This is a genomic window from Bradyrhizobium sp. 4 (assembly GCF_023100905.1).
In the GTDB taxonomy this organism is placed as follows: domain Bacteria; phylum Pseudomonadota; class Alphaproteobacteria; order Rhizobiales; family Xanthobacteraceae; genus Bradyrhizobium.
Map to the genome: position 1 here is coordinate 1,620,545 of NZ_CP064686.1, position 18,432 is coordinate 1,638,976.

Below are 18,432 nucleotides of genomic sequence, written 5' to 3' on the forward strand. Positions count from 1 at the left end.
GCGAGCGAAGCGAAGCAATCCAGAATCTTTGCGCGGAGGGACTCTGGGTTGCTTCGCTATGCTCGCAATGACGATGTGGATGGTTAGGTCGACTTCATCAACAACTCAAAACATCCCGCTCGCCGCGAGCGCCTTGCAGACGTGCTGCATCTCGGTCTCGTCCGCGACCATGTCGAGCATGATCGTGGTCAGCCCCTTGGCGGCAAACTCCTTCAGCTTCGCGCCGATCTCCGCGTAGCTGCCGACGAGGTAGGGGCAGTCGGCCTGGAAGGTCAGGAACGGCAGCAGCCAATAGCCATTGTCCGCGAGTTCGCCGCTCTGGCCCTCGTAGAGGCGCCGTTTCCACACGGAATCGCTGTTCTCCACCGTGAGCACGAGCAGCTCGCGATCGTCAGCATTATCGCGGAAACGCGCTTTTGCCGCTTGCCGTGCCTCCTCGCGTCCCTCGCGGGCGAAAATTCCAAAATTCACGCCTGATACATCGAGGCCGAGATCGAGATCGGGCGGCAGCATCTGCATCTTGATGCAGCCAGTCTCCTTTGCGACGCGCTGTGCCGGCTCGGACTGGCCTGCGACCAGAAATTCCGGCATCAGCTCCGGCGGCAGACGCGGCCGCAGTTGCAGGTTGCTTGCGCGGTAGAACCGGCCCTCGAAAGTCGCCGGCCGCGGGCTTGCCAGCAGCTGGCGCATCAGCGCAACGAATTCGCCGAGCCGGACATAACGATCGGCATGCGACTGCTCGTCGCCGAGCCCCTGCAGATCGCTGACCGCCGTCCCCGTGATCATGTTGAGATAGACCTTGCGGCGGTGGAGTTGCGCAAAGGACGAGACGAATTTCGCTGCCGTGAACGGGTGCATGTAGACCGGATTGACGGCGATCAGCGGCGAGGATCGGGTCGTCTCGCCGATGATGTGCTGGGCCATCGCCCAAGGCTCGACGAACACGTCGTTGCCTTCGAACAGCAGGATGCCTTCGAAGCCGTTGCGGTCGGCGAACTGCGCCACCCGCATCAGCTCGCCGACATATTTCTTGGGGTCGCGGTTGCGCGAAATCGCGGGAAAGACGCGCAGCCGCGGCAGTGTCATTCAGCCGCCTCCTGCAGCGGCCATGCATTGCGGGTGATGGGAAGGCCGCCGGTGGCGCGGGAGCCGTCGGCGATCGCGAGACGATGCGAGGGCGACGGCGAGATCAGCTGGAATCGCCAGCCTTGCGGATCGTCGGCGATATCGGGCTTGAAGCTGATCTCGATGGCCTCGCGCGATACCTGCATCGCGAAGGCGTCGAGCGGCAAATTGAGGCCGAAACCTCTGGCCTTCAGATAGGCTTCCTTCAGCGTCCAGTAGTCGAAGAAGCGCTCGGTCGCAGCGGGCTCCGGCAGTCCGCGCAGCGTTTCGACCTCTTCCGGCGCGAAGAACCGAAGCGCGGTCGACAGTGGCGCCACCCGACGCGACACGGTCTCGACGTCGACGCCGACGGTCTCATGCCCCGATACGACGCAGGCGACGCAGCCGTCGGCGTGCGACAGGCTGAAATGCAGCGTGCTCGAGGTCTTGGGCGATGCGACAAACGGCCGCCCGTAACGCCCGGCCGCAAATGACCAGTCTGTGGGGGCGACATCAGGTGCGGCGTGCGAGAGCGCGAGGCGCAACATCGCGTGCGCGAAAATATATTGCCGCTGGTGCCGCTCGAACATGAAGCGGTCGGCACGTACCCGTTCGTCGACCGAGAGCAAGCGCCGGCAAGCATCAACCCCATCCGGCGCGTCAAAAGTCTCGATCAGTCCGACAAACAGTTCAATTCTGTCGTCTGCCATCAATTGGGCCCATGGCGTCAGGCCGGGGCCAAATCCCCTGCCATGACGGAAGAATCAACTGAGCAAGAATCAACTGAGCGGACCGCTTCTAGCGGTCCACTCAGGCGAATCCTTGTCGATTGCTGGCCGGTTTACGGGCGCAAGCTTGTGCGAGACCCCAACTCGACACGCGAGCGGCCAAATCTGAAAACTGAAGCCCGAAAACTGAAGCCTGAAGATTCGTGCGGCGTCCCGGCCGACGAGTCTTACGTCTTCTTCTTCTTGGACTTCTTGGAGCCGCCCAACATCGAAATGCTGGCGTCGACGTCCTTCAGCGCGGACTGCAGCTTCTTCTTCTCGGCGCCGAGCAACTTCTGCAGGGCCTTGCGGTCCTTGTCGCTCAGCGAGGTGCCCTTGGTAAATTTGATGAAACCCATAACGAACTCCCCTGTTGAAAATAATCGTCCAAATCAAAACGCGAGAATAATCTTGCGCGATGGCGCCAAATAATCAAGATGCAACTTGGTCATTCACAGCTTTGACGAGTGACCCCGTATTCGCCCGTGCTCTGCGGCCGGTCATGCCGCCCTGCGATTGAGCAGCCGGCCGAGTGGCGCATTGGGTTGGACGAGAGCAGCCCCGAGCAGCGCGACGAGATCCTCCATCCACTGGCCGACCGTGGCGCCGTCGAGCAGCTCGCTCTTGTAATTGCATGAACCGGTGATTCCCGTCGGCCGCTCCTTGAGCATCAGCGACAGCCAGGTCTGGTCGATCGGCAGCACCGGCTGGCCTTCGCGGGCGATGTTGCCGATCGATCCTGTCGTGAGATCAGGCAGATCGAGCGGTTGGCGCAGCGGATTTTGCAGGGTGAAATAGACCTGGAGCAGCGAGGCTGGATTGACCCCCTCCTGCTCCAGATGGTCGGCCAGGATGTTGAACGGCAGCTCCTGGCGCGCATGCGCGTCAAGCACGCTCTGGCGGACCAGGGCCACGGCCTGCGCGAACGACAGCTCCGGCGTGATTTTGGTGCGAACGATCACCGTGTTCTCGAACGGGCCGACGATCCGGTCGGTGTCCGGCTGGGCGCGATTGGCCATGGCAGTGGCGATCGAGATGTCGTGGCGGCCGGTCCGCGCCAGCATCAGGGCTTTCAAGCCGGTCAGCAGGCACATGAACAGCGTGCAATTGTGCTGGCCGGCGAAGGCCGCGAGCCGGCTGATCAGCTCACGCTCGAAACTGACCGGATGGTGCCCCCTGGACGGGCCCGGCCTTGATTCGCCCTCGAAGAGAGGAGCCGCCCCGCGCAAATTCTCCGTCCATTCAGCGGCCTGACGGCGGGCGGCATCGGTGCCGCACCACCAGCGCTGCCAGCGCGCCACGTCCGAGAAGGCCGGCGGCTGTTTCGGCAGCGGCACCGACGGATAGCCCGCCAGCGTCGCATAGCGGTTGGACAATTCCTCGAACAGCACGCCGATCGACCAGCCGTCGACGACGGCGTGGTGCAAAGTCAGCAGCAACACGTGATCGTCATCGTGGAGCCGCAACAGCCGGGCGCGCAGCAGCGGCGCGCGCGTGGTGTCGATCGGGGCATAGGTCTCCTGTTCGATCAGGAGATTGATCTTGCGGAGCTCCAACGCCTTGCGCCGCTTGTTGTTGTGGGGCTGACCGTCGCCGATCGTCTCGATGGTCAGGACACGGCCGAGGGCGCCGGGCGCAGCGACGTGGCTGACGGGCTCCCCGCCGCTCCAGCCGAAATGGGTCCGCAGCGATTCGTGTCGACGCACGATGTCGTCGATCGCCTGCGCCAGAGCGACCAGATTCAGCGGCCCCTGAAGACGGAAGGCGAAAGGCAGGTTGAACAGCGGCAAACCCGAAAGATTCTGCTCGATCCGCAGCATCTGGTCCTGCGCGATCGAGAGCGTGGGAGGGCTGCCTTCGGCCAGGCTCGCTCCAACCAGCCTTGCTAAACTTGCGGCCGGCTTGCGCGGCTTTGCCGCCACGGCCTCGTCGACCCGCCGGGCAAGCTCGTCGATCGTCGGTGCCTCGAAGATGGTCTTGATCGGCAGCGATACGCCAAGCGCCCGGGCGACGCGCGCCATGACTTGGCCCGCCAGCAGCGAATGGCCGCCGAGGTCGAAGAAATTGTCGGTCACGCCGAGGCTCTCGACCTTCAGCAGGTCGATCCAGATGTCGGACAGCACCTTTTCGGTGAAGCGCCGCGCCGGCACAGTCGCATCCGGTCCGGAGGTTTCCTGCTGCGCCGGCGCAAGCAGCGCGCTCCGGTCGATTTTGCCATGGGCATTGAGCGGCACCTGGTCCAGGAACAGGAACGCGGACGGGATGGCATGGCCCGGCAGTCGGCTCTTCAGGAAGTCGCGCAGCTCGCTGGCGCTGCTCCGGCTGCCGGATCTCGCGAAGATGTGGGCAATCAGCCTGACATCGCCGCTCGCTTCGCGACGCGGTTCGACGATGCCGGCGCGCACATCCGGATGGTCGGCAAGCGCGTTCTCGATCTCCTTGAGCTCGATTCGGTAGCCGCGGACCTTGACTTGATGGTCGGCGCGACCGAGGCATTCGATTGTGCCGTCGGCACGGCGGCGGGCGAGGTCGCCGGTCCGGTACAGCCGGCTGCTTGCTTTGCGCGAGAACGGGTCGGGCAGGAAGCGCTGCCGGTTCTGCGCGGGATCGTTGACATAGCCGCGGCCGACACCGGCGCCGCCGATGCAGAGCTCGCCAGTCACGCCGATCGGCTGCGGCTGCAGGCTTGCGTCGAGCACGTAGAGCTGCGTATTCGGCAGTGGCGCGCCGACGGGGACGTTGCTCGTCGTGGTCGTGGGTGCCCTGGTCAGGCGATGCAGCGAGACGTCGTCGGAACATTCCGACGCACCATAGGCGTTGATCAGCGGCACTTTCGGGCAGCGCGCGAACCAGGCGTTGCAGAGATCGACCGGCAGTGGCTCGCCCGTCGAGATCAGAAGGCGCAGCCTCGCAAAGCCGCGTCGGACCTGTGCCTCGTCCATGCGATCGAGGATCACGCGCAGAAGCGACGGGACGATCTCAAGCACCGTGATGCCCTCGCGCTCGATCTCGCGCGCGAGCAAAATCGGGTCTTCCACGATCGCGGTACCGCAGACATGGACGCGCGCGCCGACCATGGGCCCCGCGAGGAACTGCCATACCGAGATGACAAAACTCTGCGGCGCGGTCTGCGCGATCACGTCCCGGCGCGAGAGGTTCAGCTCGGAGATGAGCGAGGCGAGATGGTTCGAAAGCCCGCGCTGCTCGATCATGACGCCCTTGGGCGCGCCGGAGGACCCGGAGGTGTAGATGAGATAGGCAAGGCTCGAAGCCGCGCGCCGCGCCGCGCGGGCCGGATTGGTCGACGCTGGCGCGATCGCATCCTCGAGCCCGGCCATTGGAATGCGCTCGACCAGCGGTTCGAGCAGCGCCTCCGCCATGGACGACTGCGCCCGTCCGGTCAGCAGCATGCGGGCGCCGCTCGATCCGAGGATGGTTGCGAGCCGTGCCGGCGGCTGGTCGGGATCGAGATTGAGGAAGGCAGCGCCCACGCGTTGCACGGCGATCATCGCCGCGAGCAGGTCGGGTCCGCGCTCCGCAAGCAAGGCGACCACGGCCTCGGCGCCGACGCCTTCGCGGGCCAGCCAGCGCGCGGCCGCCTGGCTGCGGCGCGCCAGCTCGCGGTAGCTCACGGATGTGCGGCCGTCCGACACGGCGATCGCGTTCGGCGTCTTCTTGACCTGGCGGTCGAAACGTTCGCTCGGATTGCCGCGCGTGGCGAAATTGGCCGGCACGCCCCGGCCCTGCGCCAGCAGCTGCCGGCGTTCGGTCTCGGTCAGAAGCGCCAAGTGAGAGATGCGCTGCTCGGGATCGGCGATGACGGATTTGAGCAGGGTTTTGAACTGAGCGGCCATGCCCTCGATCGTCGCCGCGTCGAACAGATCGGTGGCGTATTCGAAGAAGCCGGTGAAACGGCCGTCGGCCTCGACCAGTTCGAGCGTGATGTCGAATCGCGCCACTTTTGGATCGATCTCGATCCGCCGCGTCGACAGACCGGAGAAAGATGCCGCCTCGATCGAGGCATTCTGGAGGATGAACATGATCCGGAACAGCGGATTGCCGTCGGTCCTTCGCGCGATCTGAAGCGCGCGCAGGACCTCTTCGATCGGGAGGTCCTGGTTGCGATAGGCATCGAGCGTGACCTGCCGTACCCGGCGCAACATGTCGCCGAAGCTCGGATCGCCGCCAAAATCATTGCGCAGGATCAGGGTGTTGGCGAACAATCCGATCAGGCGCTCGCTCTCGATCTGGTTGCGGTTGGCGATCAGCGATCCGGTCGCGACATCCTCGTGTCCGGTGTGGCGGAACAGCAGGCACTGGAACACTGCGAGCAAGGTCATGAAGGGCGTGACGCCCTGGTTCTGGCTCAGCGCACGCAGGTCGGCCGACAGGGTTTTGGAGAATTCGAGATAGTGACGGGCACCGTGGCCGCTCCAGACCTCCGGCCTTGGTCGGTCGGTCCGCAGCGGCAGTGTGGTGACGCCGTCGAGCTGCGTCCGCCAGTAATCGAGCTGCTCCTTGGCGGCCGGCGTCTGCGCCCAGCTCTGCTGCCAGAGCGCAAAGTCGCGGTACTGGAAGGCTGGCGAAGGCAGTGCCGCCACCTCGTTGTTGCGCGCTGCCGAATAATGGGCGGCGAGTTCTTCCCAGAACAGCCGCTGCGACCAGCCGTCGGTGACGAGATGATGGACGTTGACCACGAGCGCGTGGCTGCTCTTGTCGAACGAGAGCAACGTGACCTTCAGCGGCGCCTCGTGCGCGAGGTCGAACGGATGTTGCGCGAGCCGGAGCGCTTCGCGCCTGACCACAGCGGCCCGCTTGTCCGCAGGGCAGGCCTTGAGCTTGATCCGCTCGAACTGCGGCGGCGATTGCAGCACAAGCTGCACCGGCTCGCCCTCACGTTCGACGATGACCGACCGCAACGCCTCATGGCGCGCCGACACCGCAGCGAGGCCGGTAGAAAGTGCGGCGACATCGAGCCCACCCTTGAGGAGCGCGACTTCGACGACGTTATAATTGTAGCGCGTGGGGTCCAGTCGCGAGAGCACGTACATCCGCTGCTGCTGGAACGACAGCGGCGCGTCTGCTTTCATGGCCTGGCGCCAGGCCGGCAGCATCGTTTCGCGATGAATTGCGGCGGTCTCGATCCGGGCCGCAAGCGCCGCGGCCGTGGCGCAATCAAAAACGTCCTCGAACGAGAAATCGACGTTGAAGCGTTCGCGCAGGCGCGAGCGCATCTGCGTCACCGCGAGCGAGTCGGCGCCGAGCGCGAAGACGTCCTGATCGCTTCCGACCCGCGGCAGCTCCAGCAAATCGGCCCAGATCCCGGCGAGCTCGGTCTCCAGCGCGTTGCGCGGCAGACGCGCCTCCTCCTCGCCGCCGCCCATCGTTGCGATCAGCTCGGCCAGCGCATTGCGCTTGACCTTGCCGCTGGCGCCTTTCGGCAGCGTCGCCACGCTGCGGATCAGGCTCGGCACCTTGTAGGCCGCGAGCCGTTTCCGGGCGAACTGGCGCAACTGGTCCGAGGTCGGCTCGGAATTCGGCCGCAGCACCACGATTGCGGCGACGTTCTCGCCGAGCTTCGGGTGCGGGACGGCAAACACGCCGGCCTCCAGCACCGCCGGATGGCTGAGCAGAACCTCTTCCACCTCCAGCGGCGAGATCTTCTGTCCGCCGCGGTTGATGACGTCCTTGATACGGCCGACGATGAAGAGATAGCCGTCGGCATCGAGATAGCCGAGATCGCCGGTCCGGAACCAGCCGTTGCGGAAGGCAGCCTGCGTCGCCGCCTCGTCATTATAGTAGCTGCGGCTCATGTTGGGTCCGCGCAGCATGATCTCGCCGTGCTCGCCGCTGGCGAGCGCGCGGCCTGTCTCGTCCATGATGGCGATCTCGGGGCCCGCGGCGCGGCCGACCGATCCGACCTTGCGCAGCTCGAACGGATTGGCCGCGATCTGCGAAGCCGCCTCCGTCATGCCGTAGGTTTCGAGCACGGGAACGCCGAACGTCGCCTCCAGCCCGTCGAGGATCGCAGGCGCAAGCGAGGCCGAGGCGGAGCGGATCACGCGCAGCGAAGACGATCGGGCAAGATCCGGGTTGGCTTCCGCCGCCGTCAGCAGCGCGCGATGGATGGTCGGCACTGCCGTGTACCAGGTCGGTTGCAGCTGCCGCATCCAGCCGAAGAAGGAGGCTGCGTCGAAACTTTCCGTACAGATCACGCTGGAGCCCGCGGCCAGCGCCGTCAGCAGGCCGGAAATCAAACCATGGGCGTGAAACAGCGGCAGGACGTTAAGCAGACGATCGTGGGACGCGAGCGACAGCGCGCGGCCGGCGTTGTAGGCGGAGAGGCACACATTGCGATGCGTCAGCGGCACCATCTTCGGTCGCGCCGCCGTGCCCGAGGTCAGCAGGATGAACGCGTCGTCGTCGCCGCGCGAGGCGCCGCTGCTGCTCGCCGGTCCAAGCGCCGGCCCGACGAACGTGCAGCCGCCGAGATCGTCTTGCGACCCCGGCACGAAATCGATCACGGCAATATTGAGCGCCTTGGCGACATCGCGGGCCGCCGAGTTCGTGTCGGCCCGGGTGACGAGCGCGCTCAGCTTCAATTCGCTGAAATAGCGTTGCAGCTCGTCCGCCGTCAGATCGGGATTGACGGGCACGCAAGCGCAGCTCGAGGCGACCGTGATCAACGCCAGTGCGCTGTCGGCACCGCGCGGCAGCGCAACCGCAATACGGTCGGCAGGGGTAATGCCAAGCCCGCGCAGCGTGCGGACGAGATCCTGCGTCCGCGCGCCAATCCCGCCGTAGTTGAGGACCAGCCGGCCAGGGGCGAGGAGGGCGGGGGCTGCCGGCCTCTTGCGGGCATGGAAATCAAGAAGGCCGCCGATATCCGCGAATATCTTCGTTTCGGCCGTCGCGCTGGCCAATTCCTGCGGCGTTGGGCGTGTGACGTCCGACAATTCCGTTCCCTTTTGATCCGATTGGGCTATTCTTCCAAGAAGTTAGGGAACGCGTCCAGTCTGAGGTGAAGTTTTGGCCCCAAAATCTGTGGTTGCGGGGCCCTGAGCCCTTCGACGGAGTGATTGGTCGGGCGGAATCACCATGCTGGAGAATGAGCCGGGCACGGGAACGGAAGGCGGGCTGAAGCGCTGGCTCGATGGTATCGGTCTTAGCCATTATACCGATCTCTTCGCGGAGCACCGTCTCGATCTCGATGTCATGGGAGACCTGACCGAATCCGATCTGGTCGAGCTCGGATTGCCACTCGGCGATCGGAAGCGGCTCCAGCGGGCCATGACCGCGTTGTTCCGGGCCGAAACCGCGGAGAAGCCCGACGGGACGGCGCGCCCGCAAATCCGGACGGAGGTCGGCGCGGAGCGGCGTCAGCTCACCACCATGTTCTGCGACATGGTGGATTCCACCTCGCTCTCGGTGCAGTTCGATCCGGAAGACGTGCGCGACATGATCGCGAGCTTCCGCGAAACCTGTGTCCGCGTGGTGAAGCATTACGAAGGTTTTGCCGCCCGCTTCGTCGGGGACGGTATTTTGGTCTATTTCGGCTATCCGACCGCACATGAGGACGACGCCGAGCGCGCCGTGCGAGCGGGGCTGGAAATCGTCCGGGTGTTGTCGACCGCCCGCGCGATCGAGCCGCGTGGTGCGCTCAGCCACTCACCCGCCGTCCGCATCGGCATCGCGACCGGTCTCGTCGTGGTTGGCGACCTCGTCGGACAGGGCACCGAAGAGCGCGACTCCGCGGTCGGAGAAACCGTCAATCTCGCCGCGCGCCTGCAAGGCCTGGCGCCGCCCAACGGTGTGGTGATTTCCACGTCGACCCAGTCGCTGTTGAAGGGGAAGTTCGACTACCGCGATCTCGGCGTCCACGCGCTCAAGGGCATCTCGGAGAAAGCCCAGGCCTGGCATGTGATGCGCGCCTCGCGGGTGGAGACCCGCTTCGCCGCCGCGATGGGCACGCGGCTGACCCCGCTCGTCAACCGCGAGGAGGAGATTGCGCTGCTGATGGGGCGCTGGCAGCAGGCCAAGGACGGCGAGGGCCAGGTCGTGGTCAAGTTCGGCGAGCCCGGCATCGGCAAGTCGCGCATCATCCAGGAAATCTTCGAGCGGATCGCGGGCGACCGCCATGGACAGGTCTCGTTCCAGTGCTCGCCCTATTACACCTCCACGGCGTTCTATCCGTTCGCCGAGCAGCTCAAATTCTCTCTCGGTCTCGATCGCGAGGATGCGTCCGTGCAGTCGCTGGCGAGCCTGGAGACCGCGATCGCTGCCGCTCATGGCGACATCGAGCAGGTTGCTCCGCTGCTTGCCGCGCTGTTGTCCATTCCGACCGGTGACCACTATCCGCCGCTGGAGCTGTCGCCGCAGCAGCAAAAGGATGCGACCGTCGCGGCGCTGGTCAATCATTTCCTCGGCCTTGCGCGCGAGCAGCCGCTGGTGATCGCATTCGAGGATCTGCACTGGATCGACCCGACGTCCCGTGAGGTGATCGATCTCCTGGTAGACCGGGCACAGAACCGGGCAATCCTGGTCATCATCACCGCGCGGACCGAATTCCAGCCGAGCTGGAACGCCCACTCGCATATCACGACCCTGGTCCTGAGCCGGTTGAGCCGGCAGTTGCGCGCGACGCTGGTCGAACGCGTGGCGGGACGCGAGCTTCCCAAGGAAGTCATCGAGGAAATCATCGTCAAGACCGACGGCGTGCCGTTGTTCCTGGAGGAGCTGACCAAGACGGTGCTCGAATCCAACCTCCTGACCGAACGGCACGGGCGCTACGTGCTGTCGGGCCCGTGGCGGCAGCTCGCGATCCCGGCGACGCTGACGGACTCGCTGATGGCGCGGCTGGACCGGATGGGGCCGTTCAAGCGGATCGCGCAGATCGGCGCCACCATCGGCCGCGAATTCTCCTACGAGACTCTGCACGCGGTCGCCAACACGCCCGCCGAACAGATCGAGGCCGCGCTCAATCACCTGGAGGAGGCCGGGCTGATCATGCGCCGCGGCCACCCGCCCGACGCGCTCTACTCCTTCAAGCACGTGATGATCCAGAACGCAGCGCATGCGAGCTTGCTGCACAGCGAGCGACGCAAGCTGCATTCCCGGATCGCCCAGGTGCTCGCCGAGATGTATCCCGAGAAGACCGAGCGCGAACCGGAGCTGCTTGCCCATCATTTGACCGAATCCGGCCAGAGCGAGGGCGCTGCCAGCTTCTGGCTCAAGGCCGGCAAGCAGGCGGCCAAGAGCGGCGCCAATCTGGAGGCGATTGGCCATCTGCGCCGCGGCCTCAGCGTCGTGCAGGCCAATGCGCGCATGCAGGGCGCCGACGAGATGGAGCTGGAGCTGCGCATCGCGCTCGGCAACGCGCTGATCGCCGCCAAGGGCTATGCCGTGCAGGAGGTCGAGGAGAACTACGTCCGCGCCCTCGAGCTCGGCCAGCAGCTCGACGACGACGAAAAGGCCTTCGCCGCCACGCGCGGGCTCTGGGTCTGTCATTTCATCCGCGCCGATCTGACCCGCGCGCACGATCTCAGCGTCGAGCTGTTGAAGTTCGCCAAGCGCGAGCGGCTGAACGAGGGAACGCTGCCGGCACAGCAGACCGGCTATCTGATCGAGGCGCATCGCTCGATCGCGATGACCATGCTCTATCGCGGGCGCTTTGCTGTGTCCCAGCACCATCTGCATCGCTGCATCAACCTCTACAGCCCCGATCTGCACTCCGATCTGATGGAGCGGCACGGCACCGATCCCGGCGTCGTCTCGCTGTCCTATCTCGGCTACCTCTTGTGGTTCCTCGGCCGGCCCGACGCGGCGCGGCAGCACAGCGAGCAGGCGATCGCGAACGCCGAGAAGATCCGCCACCCCTTCACGCTAGCCTTCGCGCTCGTGTTCGGCGCCTATCTCTGTCAGCATTTGCGCGATGTCGAGGGCACGCGCGACCACGCCAACCGCGCCATGATCATCGCCACCGAGCACAATTTCCTGCACTGGAAGCAGCAGGCCGCGATCCTGCGCGGCTGGGCGCTGGCGCAGCTCGGCGAGGCCGACGAAGGCCTCAGTCAGATGCGGTTCGGTCTCGACGAATACGAAGCGATGGATTCCTGGCTCGCCGGCTGCTGGTTCCGCTGCCTGCTCGCGGAGGCCTACGCCAAGGTCGGGATGCGCGATGCCGCCTTGCGCGCGCTGGACGGTGCGCTCGCGACCGCAAGACGGACCGGCGATCACTCCTACCTCGCCGAAGTCTACCGCCTGCAAGGCGAGATCACGCTCTTGGACGGGGATCCGGCCTCGGTGCAGGAGGCCGAGGACCTGTTCAACCTGTCGCTGGAGATCGCGCGCAAGCAGGGCGCGCTGTCGTGGGAGCTTCGCACCGCCGTCAGCCTCGCGCGCCTGTCGCACCAAGCCGGCAAGCGCGAGCACGCTCGTCTCCTGCTCGTACCGATCGTCGGCAGGTTCAGCGAGGGCTTTTCCACGCCGGACCTGAAACAGGCGATGCAACTGATCGACGAGCTCGGCGCGGACGCGCCTGTTCGTGCACAGTCGATCCCGTGAGATGAGTGATCTTGCCGCCGCGCGTGCGCGTTACGTGGAGCTGATCGCAAAGCGCGAGCAGATCTCCTCAATGCGCCTGCTAGAAGCCCTCGCCACCGTTCCGCGCGAAAAGTTTCTGGCGAAGGGACCCTGGCGCATCAAGAGCGAGGCGGCGCGCTTCTATCGGCTGACGCCGGATGCCGATCCCGTTCATCTCCAGGACAATGTGCTGGTCGCGATCGATGCGCGCCGCAAGCTCGACACCGGACTGCCGAGCCTGTGGGCGCACTTCATCGATGTGCTCGACGTCGGGGAGAAAGACCGTGTGGTCCAGATCGGCTGCGGGCTCGGCTATTTCTCGGCCGTGCTGTCGAAGATCGTGGGCCCCAAGGGCAGGGTGCAGGCAATCGAATGCGACGAGCGGCTTGCGGCGCGCGCCGCGACCTATCTTGGCGCCTATCGCAACGTCGCGGTCGTCCATGGCGACGGATGCGAGGACATCGGCGAACCCGCCGACGTGATCATCGTTCATGCCGGCTTCTCGCAGCCGCATCCGCTCTGGCTTCGGTCGATTCGTCCGCGCGGCCGGCTTCTGGTGCCGCTGACCCAGCGGGACCGCGAAGGCGCCGCGCTCAAGATCACCCGCAAGGGCAAGGGGTTCGAAGCCGAGGCGGTGCAGCAGATCCGGATCTTCCCCGGTCAGGGTCGAGGCGTGACCGCGCTCGACGACCGCGTCGCCGACTGGTGGCAGCGCGCCTCCGCGCTGGCGCCGCTGCGCTTTCGCGGCATCGAGCAGGGGCTGCCGTCGGATGGCTAATGCTTCGTTTCATTTTACCTTGATTGCGAATGTAAGTATTCAACGCGCCTCGGCGCCGCTATGAGTACGGCCTGATCGCCATACGAGCGCGCGCCATGCATTCCGTTGCCCTGCTGACCGCCAGCTACGCCAAGGATATCGAGCGTTTTTCGCTGCTCAGCGAGAGCATCGACACCTGGTTGACGGGCTACACGCGGCATTATGTTCTCGTTAACGATGAGGATCTGCCGCTGTTCGCGCGGTTCGCTTCCGACAAGCGTGTCATCGTTCCGGCCTCGCGCTACTTGCCGAAATGGCTGTGGGCGCTGCCGCCGGCTCTGCAGTTCATCAGCAAACGGCGCGTCTGGCTGTCGCTGCTGTCGTCACCCGTTCATGGCTGGCACATCCAGCAGATCCTCAAGATCGCCGGCGTCCTCAACGCGCCCGAGCAGCGCGTCTGCATCCTGGATTCGGACAATCTGTTCTTCCGCGAATTCGACGTCGGCCAGTATGCCGGCGGCGAGAAGACGCCGCTGTTCGTCACGCGCAACGGGATCGACGCCGCCCACCCCTTGCATGTCCTGTGGCTCCGCACCGTCGATCAGCTCCTTGGCATCAAGGAAAGGTCCTTCCCCGCGGACGACTATGTCGGCAACGCACTGGTGTGGGACAAGGACACCGCGCGCGCGATGACCGACGCGATCAAGTCGGCGACGGGATTGAACTGGGTTCTGGCGCTGTGCCGGAAAAAGAAGTTCTCGGAATATCTCATGTACGGCCATTTCGTCGCGAACGCGCCCGCGCATCTGGCCACTCATCGGGTCACCGAGGATAGCATCGCGGTCTCGCATTGGGATGACACGCGCCTCGACCGCCCGGCCATCGAAGCGATGATGCGCGCCGCTTCGCCCGACCAGGTGGCGCTGTGCATCCAGTCCTATTCGTCGACCTCGATCGACGACATCCGCGACGTGTTCCGCCTCAGCTCGCGCGACCGTCGTAGTCCGAGCCTTTCGCCCGATCACATGGGCGATGCGGTTGAGTTCGAAGCACCGACGAAGACGCGCTAGGGCATGATCCGGAAAAGTGTGCAGCGGTTTTCCGAAAAGATCATGCTCAAAATAAAGCCGTTTAAGCGTCCCTCGTGAACTTGTTGATCACGTTCATGAACGGCTTCGGCTTGAACTCGCCGTCGAGCGGCAGAGGACGGTTCGGCTGCTTGTCGGCGCGGGCAAAGGTGCCGTTGATCCAGCTATAGCGGTCCGAGAGACCCCAGGTCAGGATCGAGCGCACCGGTCCGCTGGTCGAGATCGCGGTCAGGAGATCGTCGACGCGCTTGGCGACGATGGCATCGCGCTCCGCCGGCGTCCCCGTCAGCTTCTGGTCGTCGACATCAAGCTCGGTGACATACACCTCGAGGCCCCAGGCGCGCAGCTCGGTGACGAATTCGGCGAGCCCATGGGTGTCGATCTCGAGCTCGGCATGCAGATGCGATTGCAGTCCCACGGCGTGCAGCGGCACGCCCTGGTCGAGCAGCTCCATGATGAGTTGGCGGTAGGCCGCGCGCTTCGCAATGAACGTGTCCTTGGCCGACTCGATGTCATATTCGTTGATCGCGAGCTTGACGAAGGGGTCGGCCGCGGCCGCCGTGCGAAACGCCAGCGGAATCCAGCGATTGCCCAGATGCTGCGTCCAGAACGAGTCGCGCCGGTCTTTTGGACTGCGCGGATTGTCGGGGATCGGCTCGTTGACGACGTCCCACGACGTCAGCTTGTCCTTGTAATAGGAGACGACCGTGCCGATGTGGTCGACATAGGCGCGCTCGACGCCCTTGGCATCCTTGATCTGCTTGGTCCAGTCCGGAATATCGTGATACCAAGCGAGCGCGTGCCCGCGCATCGTCAGGTCGTTCTGCCGGGCGAAATCCAGTATCGCGTCGGCGCGTTCAAAGGCAAAGGTGTGCGCGTCCGGACGCAGCATCGGCCATTTCAGCTCGAGCACCGGAACCACCTGCGTGCAATACGTGCTGATGGCTTCGCCGAGCCTGGGATCGGCTTGCAGATCCCAGAGCGTGGCCGCGGCACCAAATCCCTGATGGCGCTGGGCGAGTTTCGATGCCGGCGCTGCGGACGCCGATGCGCCCGCCGCAAGTGCGGCGGCGCTGCCGAGGAGAAATTCGCGTCTGTCGAGCCTGGTCACGGCATTCCTTAATCGGAGCCAACGCGCCATCGTACCAAGCGACGCCTTGCAACGCCGGGGTTTTCCCCTCGTTCGGTTAACTTTGCCATCTGCGAAATCACGGTTCCTTTCGGTGGCCACGCCCCGTCAGGGAAGGGCAAATTTAACGCTAACCCGCGAAAGCGGCCTCAAAGCCGCCTTCGCCGCCCGATCTCCAGACTTATGTGACACTCTTGAGGGATGCTGCGGCGCAATTCGTTCGCCCCGCCATGGTCCAATTGATGAACGGCCGTCACACTCGCAACAATGTTGCCGGTCCCGTGCTCGCATGCTGAACCGCCATTTCTCGATTTATCTCGTCGCCTACATCCTGCCTGCGGCGGTGGGCTTCTTCGCCGTCACGGCCTACACGCGGCTGCTCACGCCGGCGGAGTACGGCGTCTATGTCGTCGGCATCAGCCTGGCCGGCATTCTGGGTGCGATCTTCTTCGCCTGGATCAAGCTGTCGGTGTCGCGCTATCAGGCGATGTCGGCCGAGGTGGATTTCCGCGGCACCGCAATGGTCGCCTTCGCGCTTACCGTCGCCGTCCTCTGCGCCACCACGCCGCTGGTCTTCCTGTTCCGCAGTGATCTCAGCGTTGGGCTGCTGCTTGCCAGCATGTTCGTCGCGATCATGGCGAATGCCGTCGATGTCGGCCAGGAGTTCGAGCGCGCAAAATTGCGCCCTTACAGATTCGCGGCGATCTCGATCGTGCGCAGCGTGTCGAGCGTCGGTTTCGGCCTGCTCGGCATCTGGCTCGGCTGGGGTGGACTGGGACTGCTCGCCGCATTCGGCCTGGGTTCGCTTGCAGGGATTATCCTGAACCTCGTCGGTGACCGCACCAGGATCGCGCGTTTTCAGCGCAGCCAGTTCGTGCAGCTCGCGCGCTACGGCCTGCCGCTGACGCTGGCCGGATTGTCCGTCGCGGTCTACTCGGCCTGCGACCGCCTCATCGTGGCATATTTGCTCGGCAAGGACGCCGCAGGCATCTTTGGCGTCGCTGCCGATCTGCCGCGACAGTTCATGGTCATGATCGCCTCCAGCGTCGCCGCGGCAACAGTGCCGCTGGTGTTCCGGTCATTGTCGGAGAAAAACAACGAGACGACGCGGGAGCGGCTGACTGAGAGCCTCGAACTTCTGCTCGTCGTGGTCGCGCCCGTCGCCGTCTGGCTCGCGCTCGCAGCCGACCAGGTCGCCGGCACACTCGTCGGCGTCGACTTCCGCGCCGGCGTATCGGCGCTGCTGCCGACCCTGGTGCTCGCCCGGTTGTTCGGCATCGCCAATCAATTCTACGTGCAGATCAGCTTCCAGCTTGCCGAGCGGCCGTTCATGCTGGCGGCGCAGTCGTTCCTGACGCTGGTCGTCAGCGTGGCGTTGATGTTCGTGCTGGTGGCCGGCCATGGCCTCTACGGCGCGGCGCTGGCAACGCTTGCGACCGAGGCGATCGGCTTCCTCGTTGCCGTCGCCCTGATGCATCGCGCCCATCCGGTTCCGTTCGACCTCCACCGCCTCGCCGGCGTTGCCGTCTCCGCCGCGGCGATGGCGGCTGCGATTCTCGTTGCACGATCCCAGGTCAATGGCATCGGCCTCGTCCCGCTCATGGTTGTGAGCCTTGCGGGCGGCCTCGCTTATGCCGCCGCAGCGTGGTTGCTGAACGTCGCAAATGTCCGGACGCTGTCGTTGCGTTTCCTGCGAACCTTCAATCGGAAGGCGTTAGGCGTTTAGCCGCGGCGTCTGACGAGGCTCGTCCTCACCGTCTGAAGCCCTGAAAGCGCCGCTTGACTTGGCGATGGCTCGGTTTCGGCCGGAAGCGGTCCAGGTGGTGGGCGATTTTGTTGCATCCTTGGCCATAACCGTGCTTCTTGGGCCGAATGTCGGGAGCAGAGCAGACTATGACCCAGGGAATACCGGAAATCCGCGCATCGGCGCAGTTGCTCGCCCGCTATCGCGAGCCCGACAATGCACGGGGTGTCCTCGAACTGGCGATTACGGCGATACCGTTCGTCGTCATCTGGGCTCTGATCTGGGCCGCTCTGGACCAGGGCTATTGGTTTGCCCTCCTGCTGGAGGTGCCCGCGGCGGGTTTGCTGGTCCGCCTCTTCATGATCCAACATGATTGCGGACACGGCTCGTTCTTCCGCGGCCGCGTTGCCAACGATTGGGTCGGCCGTGCCCTCGGCGTGATGACACTGACGCCATACGGCTACTGGCGGCGTAACCATGCAGGCCATCATGCGAACTCCGGCAATCTCGATCAAAGGGGCTTGGGCGACATCGATACGCTGACCACGCGTGAATTTCTCGGGCGGTCCCGATGGCGTCGGACGCTGTATCGCTTGTATCGACATCCCCTGGTGATGTTTGGCGTCGGCCCCTCGTATTTGTTCATCTTGAAGCACCGATTGCCGGTCGGGATGATGCGTCGCGGCTGGAAACCCTGGCTGAGCACGATGGGCACGAACATGGCCCTCGCGGTTCTCGTCGTCACGATGATCCAGCTGGTCGGCTATGGGCCGTTCCTGCTCGTGCATCTGCCGATCATTGTTCTGGCGGCGTCGATCGGCGTCTGGCTGTTCTACGTCCAGCATCAGTTCGAGCACACGCACTGGGCCCACGACGAGACCTGGAATTTTCACGACGCTGCGCTGCACGGCAGCTCTCACTACCAACTGCCGGCTGTCTTGAGATGGTTCACGGCAAATATCGGCGTCCACCACATCCATCATTTGTCCAGTCGAATTCCCTACTATCGCTTGCAGGACGTGTTGCGCGACAATCCGCAGTTCGCTGGTGTCGGGCGGATTACGCTGCTCCAGAGTTTGCGGACCGTGCGGCTGACCTTGTGGGACGAGGAGCGGCAGCGGCTCGTCTCCTTTGGAGAGGCGGCCTTGTTTGGAAAGGGAGCCAAGCTTGTTTGAAAAGGCGGCCTTGGCCCCAGCGGTTTCGCTTACACCGCCCCCGCGCGGCCGCCGAATGGCGTGAATCCGCGCGATCGGAAGGCGATG

At 64.7% G+C, this 18,432-nt stretch carries 10 protein-coding genes; 5 read left to right on the forward strand and 5 right to left on the reverse strand.

The annotated features are described in order from the left end of the window. Positions 1-105 precede the first annotated feature (105 nt). The 4 genes from IVB45_RS07440 to IVB45_RS07455 form a co-directional block, all read right to left on the reverse strand. On the reverse strand, positions 106-1,086 hold the full coding sequence (locus IVB45_RS07440) for an LLM class flavin-dependent oxidoreductase (protein ID WP_247357223.1): 981 nt from the start codon (positions 1,084-1,086) through the stop codon (positions 106-108). Then, positions 1,083-1,814 (reverse strand): 4'-phosphopantetheinyl transferase superfamily protein, encoded by a 732-nt coding sequence (locus tag IVB45_RS07445; protein ID WP_247357222.1) that lies wholly within the window; start codon positions 1,812-1,814, stop codon positions 1,083-1,085. The genes IVB45_RS07440 and IVB45_RS07445 overlap by 4 nt, the downstream gene beginning before the upstream one ends. 245 nt (positions 1,815-2,059) lie before the next feature. Next, positions 2,060-2,230: a hypothetical protein gene (locus IVB45_RS07450; RefSeq protein ID WP_162847227.1), complete on the reverse strand. Its 171-nt coding sequence runs from the start codon at positions 2,228-2,230 to the stop codon at positions 2,060-2,062. A 141-nt stretch (positions 2,231-2,371) separates the two neighbouring features. Next, entirely contained in the window at positions 2,372-8,827 is a 6,456-nt protein-coding gene (locus tag IVB45_RS07455; protein WP_247357221.1) for a non-ribosomal peptide synthetase, read from the reverse strand. A 142-nt stretch (positions 8,828-8,969) separates the two neighbouring features. On the opposite strand from IVB45_RS07455, the gene IVB45_RS07460 reads away from it, so the two are divergent. The 3 genes from IVB45_RS07460 to IVB45_RS07470 all read left to right on the forward strand — a co-directional run bounded on the left by IVB45_RS07460 (position 8,970) and on the right by IVB45_RS07470 (position 14,279). Beyond that, positions 8,970-12,434 (forward strand): AAA family ATPase, encoded by a 3,465-nt coding sequence (locus IVB45_RS07460; RefSeq protein ID WP_247357220.1) that lies wholly within the window; start codon positions 8,970-8,972, stop codon positions 12,432-12,434. A 1-nt stretch (position 12,435) separates the two neighbouring features. Continuing rightward, positions 12,436-13,230, forward strand: a complete 795-nt coding sequence (locus IVB45_RS07465; protein ID WP_247357219.1) for an rRNA adenine N-6-methyltransferase family protein — start codon at positions 12,436-12,438, stop codon at positions 13,228-13,230. A gap of 95 nt (positions 13,231-13,325) precedes the next feature. After that, on the forward strand, positions 13,326-14,279 hold the full coding sequence (locus tag IVB45_RS07470; protein WP_027568169.1) for a DUF6492 family protein: 954 nt from the start codon (positions 13,326-13,328) through the stop codon (positions 14,277-14,279). 61 nt (positions 14,280-14,340) lie between these two features. Here the strand turns inward: IVB45_RS07470 and IVB45_RS07475 are convergent, their stop codons facing one another. Beyond that, complete coding sequence (locus tag IVB45_RS07475) at positions 14,341-15,408, reverse strand: endo-1,4-beta-xylanase (protein ID WP_247282596.1); 1,068 nt, start codon at positions 15,406-15,408, stop codon at positions 14,341-14,343. Between the two features lie 307 nt (positions 15,409-15,715). Here IVB45_RS07475 and IVB45_RS07480 point away from each other — a divergent pair, with 307 nt between their 5' ends. Together IVB45_RS07480 and IVB45_RS07485 are read left to right on the forward strand one after the other, a co-directional pair. Continuing rightward, positions 15,716-17,152, forward strand: a complete 1,437-nt coding sequence (locus IVB45_RS07480) for an oligosaccharide flippase family protein (RefSeq protein WP_247282597.1) — start codon at positions 15,716-15,718, stop codon at positions 17,150-17,152. 167 nt (positions 17,153-17,319) lie between these two features. Beyond that, positions 17,320-18,345: a fatty acid desaturase gene (locus IVB45_RS07485; RefSeq protein WP_247357265.1), complete on the forward strand. Its 1,026-nt coding sequence runs from the start codon at positions 17,320-17,322 to the stop codon at positions 18,343-18,345. Positions 18,346-18,432: the final 87 nt, after the last annotated feature.

Coding starts and splice junctions, on each gene's coding strand:
- IVB45_RS07460 (WP_247357220.1), top strand. CDS start 8,970: ATGCTGGAGAATGAGCCGGGCACGGGAACGGAAGGCGGGCTGAAGCGC.
- IVB45_RS07440 (WP_247357223.1), bottom strand. CDS start 1,086: ATGACACTGCCGCGGCTGCGCGTCTTTCCCGCGATTTCGCGCAACCGC.
- IVB45_RS07480 (WP_247282597.1), top strand. CDS start 15,716: ATGCTGAACCGCCATTTCTCGATTTATCTCGTCGCCTACATCCTGCCT.
- IVB45_RS07465 (WP_247357219.1), top strand. CDS start 12,436: ATGAGTGATCTTGCCGCCGCGCGTGCGCGTTACGTGGAGCTGATCGCA.
- IVB45_RS07470 (WP_027568169.1), top strand. CDS start 13,326: ATGCATTCCGTTGCCCTGCTGACCGCCAGCTACGCCAAGGATATCGAG.
- IVB45_RS07445 (WP_247357222.1), bottom strand. CDS start 1,814: ATGGCAGACGACAGAATTGAACTGTTTGTCGGACTGATCGAGACTTTT.
- IVB45_RS07450 (WP_162847227.1), bottom strand. CDS start 2,230: ATGGGTTTCATCAAATTTACCAAGGGCACCTCGCTGAGCGACAAGGAC.
- IVB45_RS07485 (WP_247357265.1), top strand. CDS start 17,320: ATGACCCAGGGAATACCGGAAATCCGCGCATCGGCGCAGTTGCTCGCC.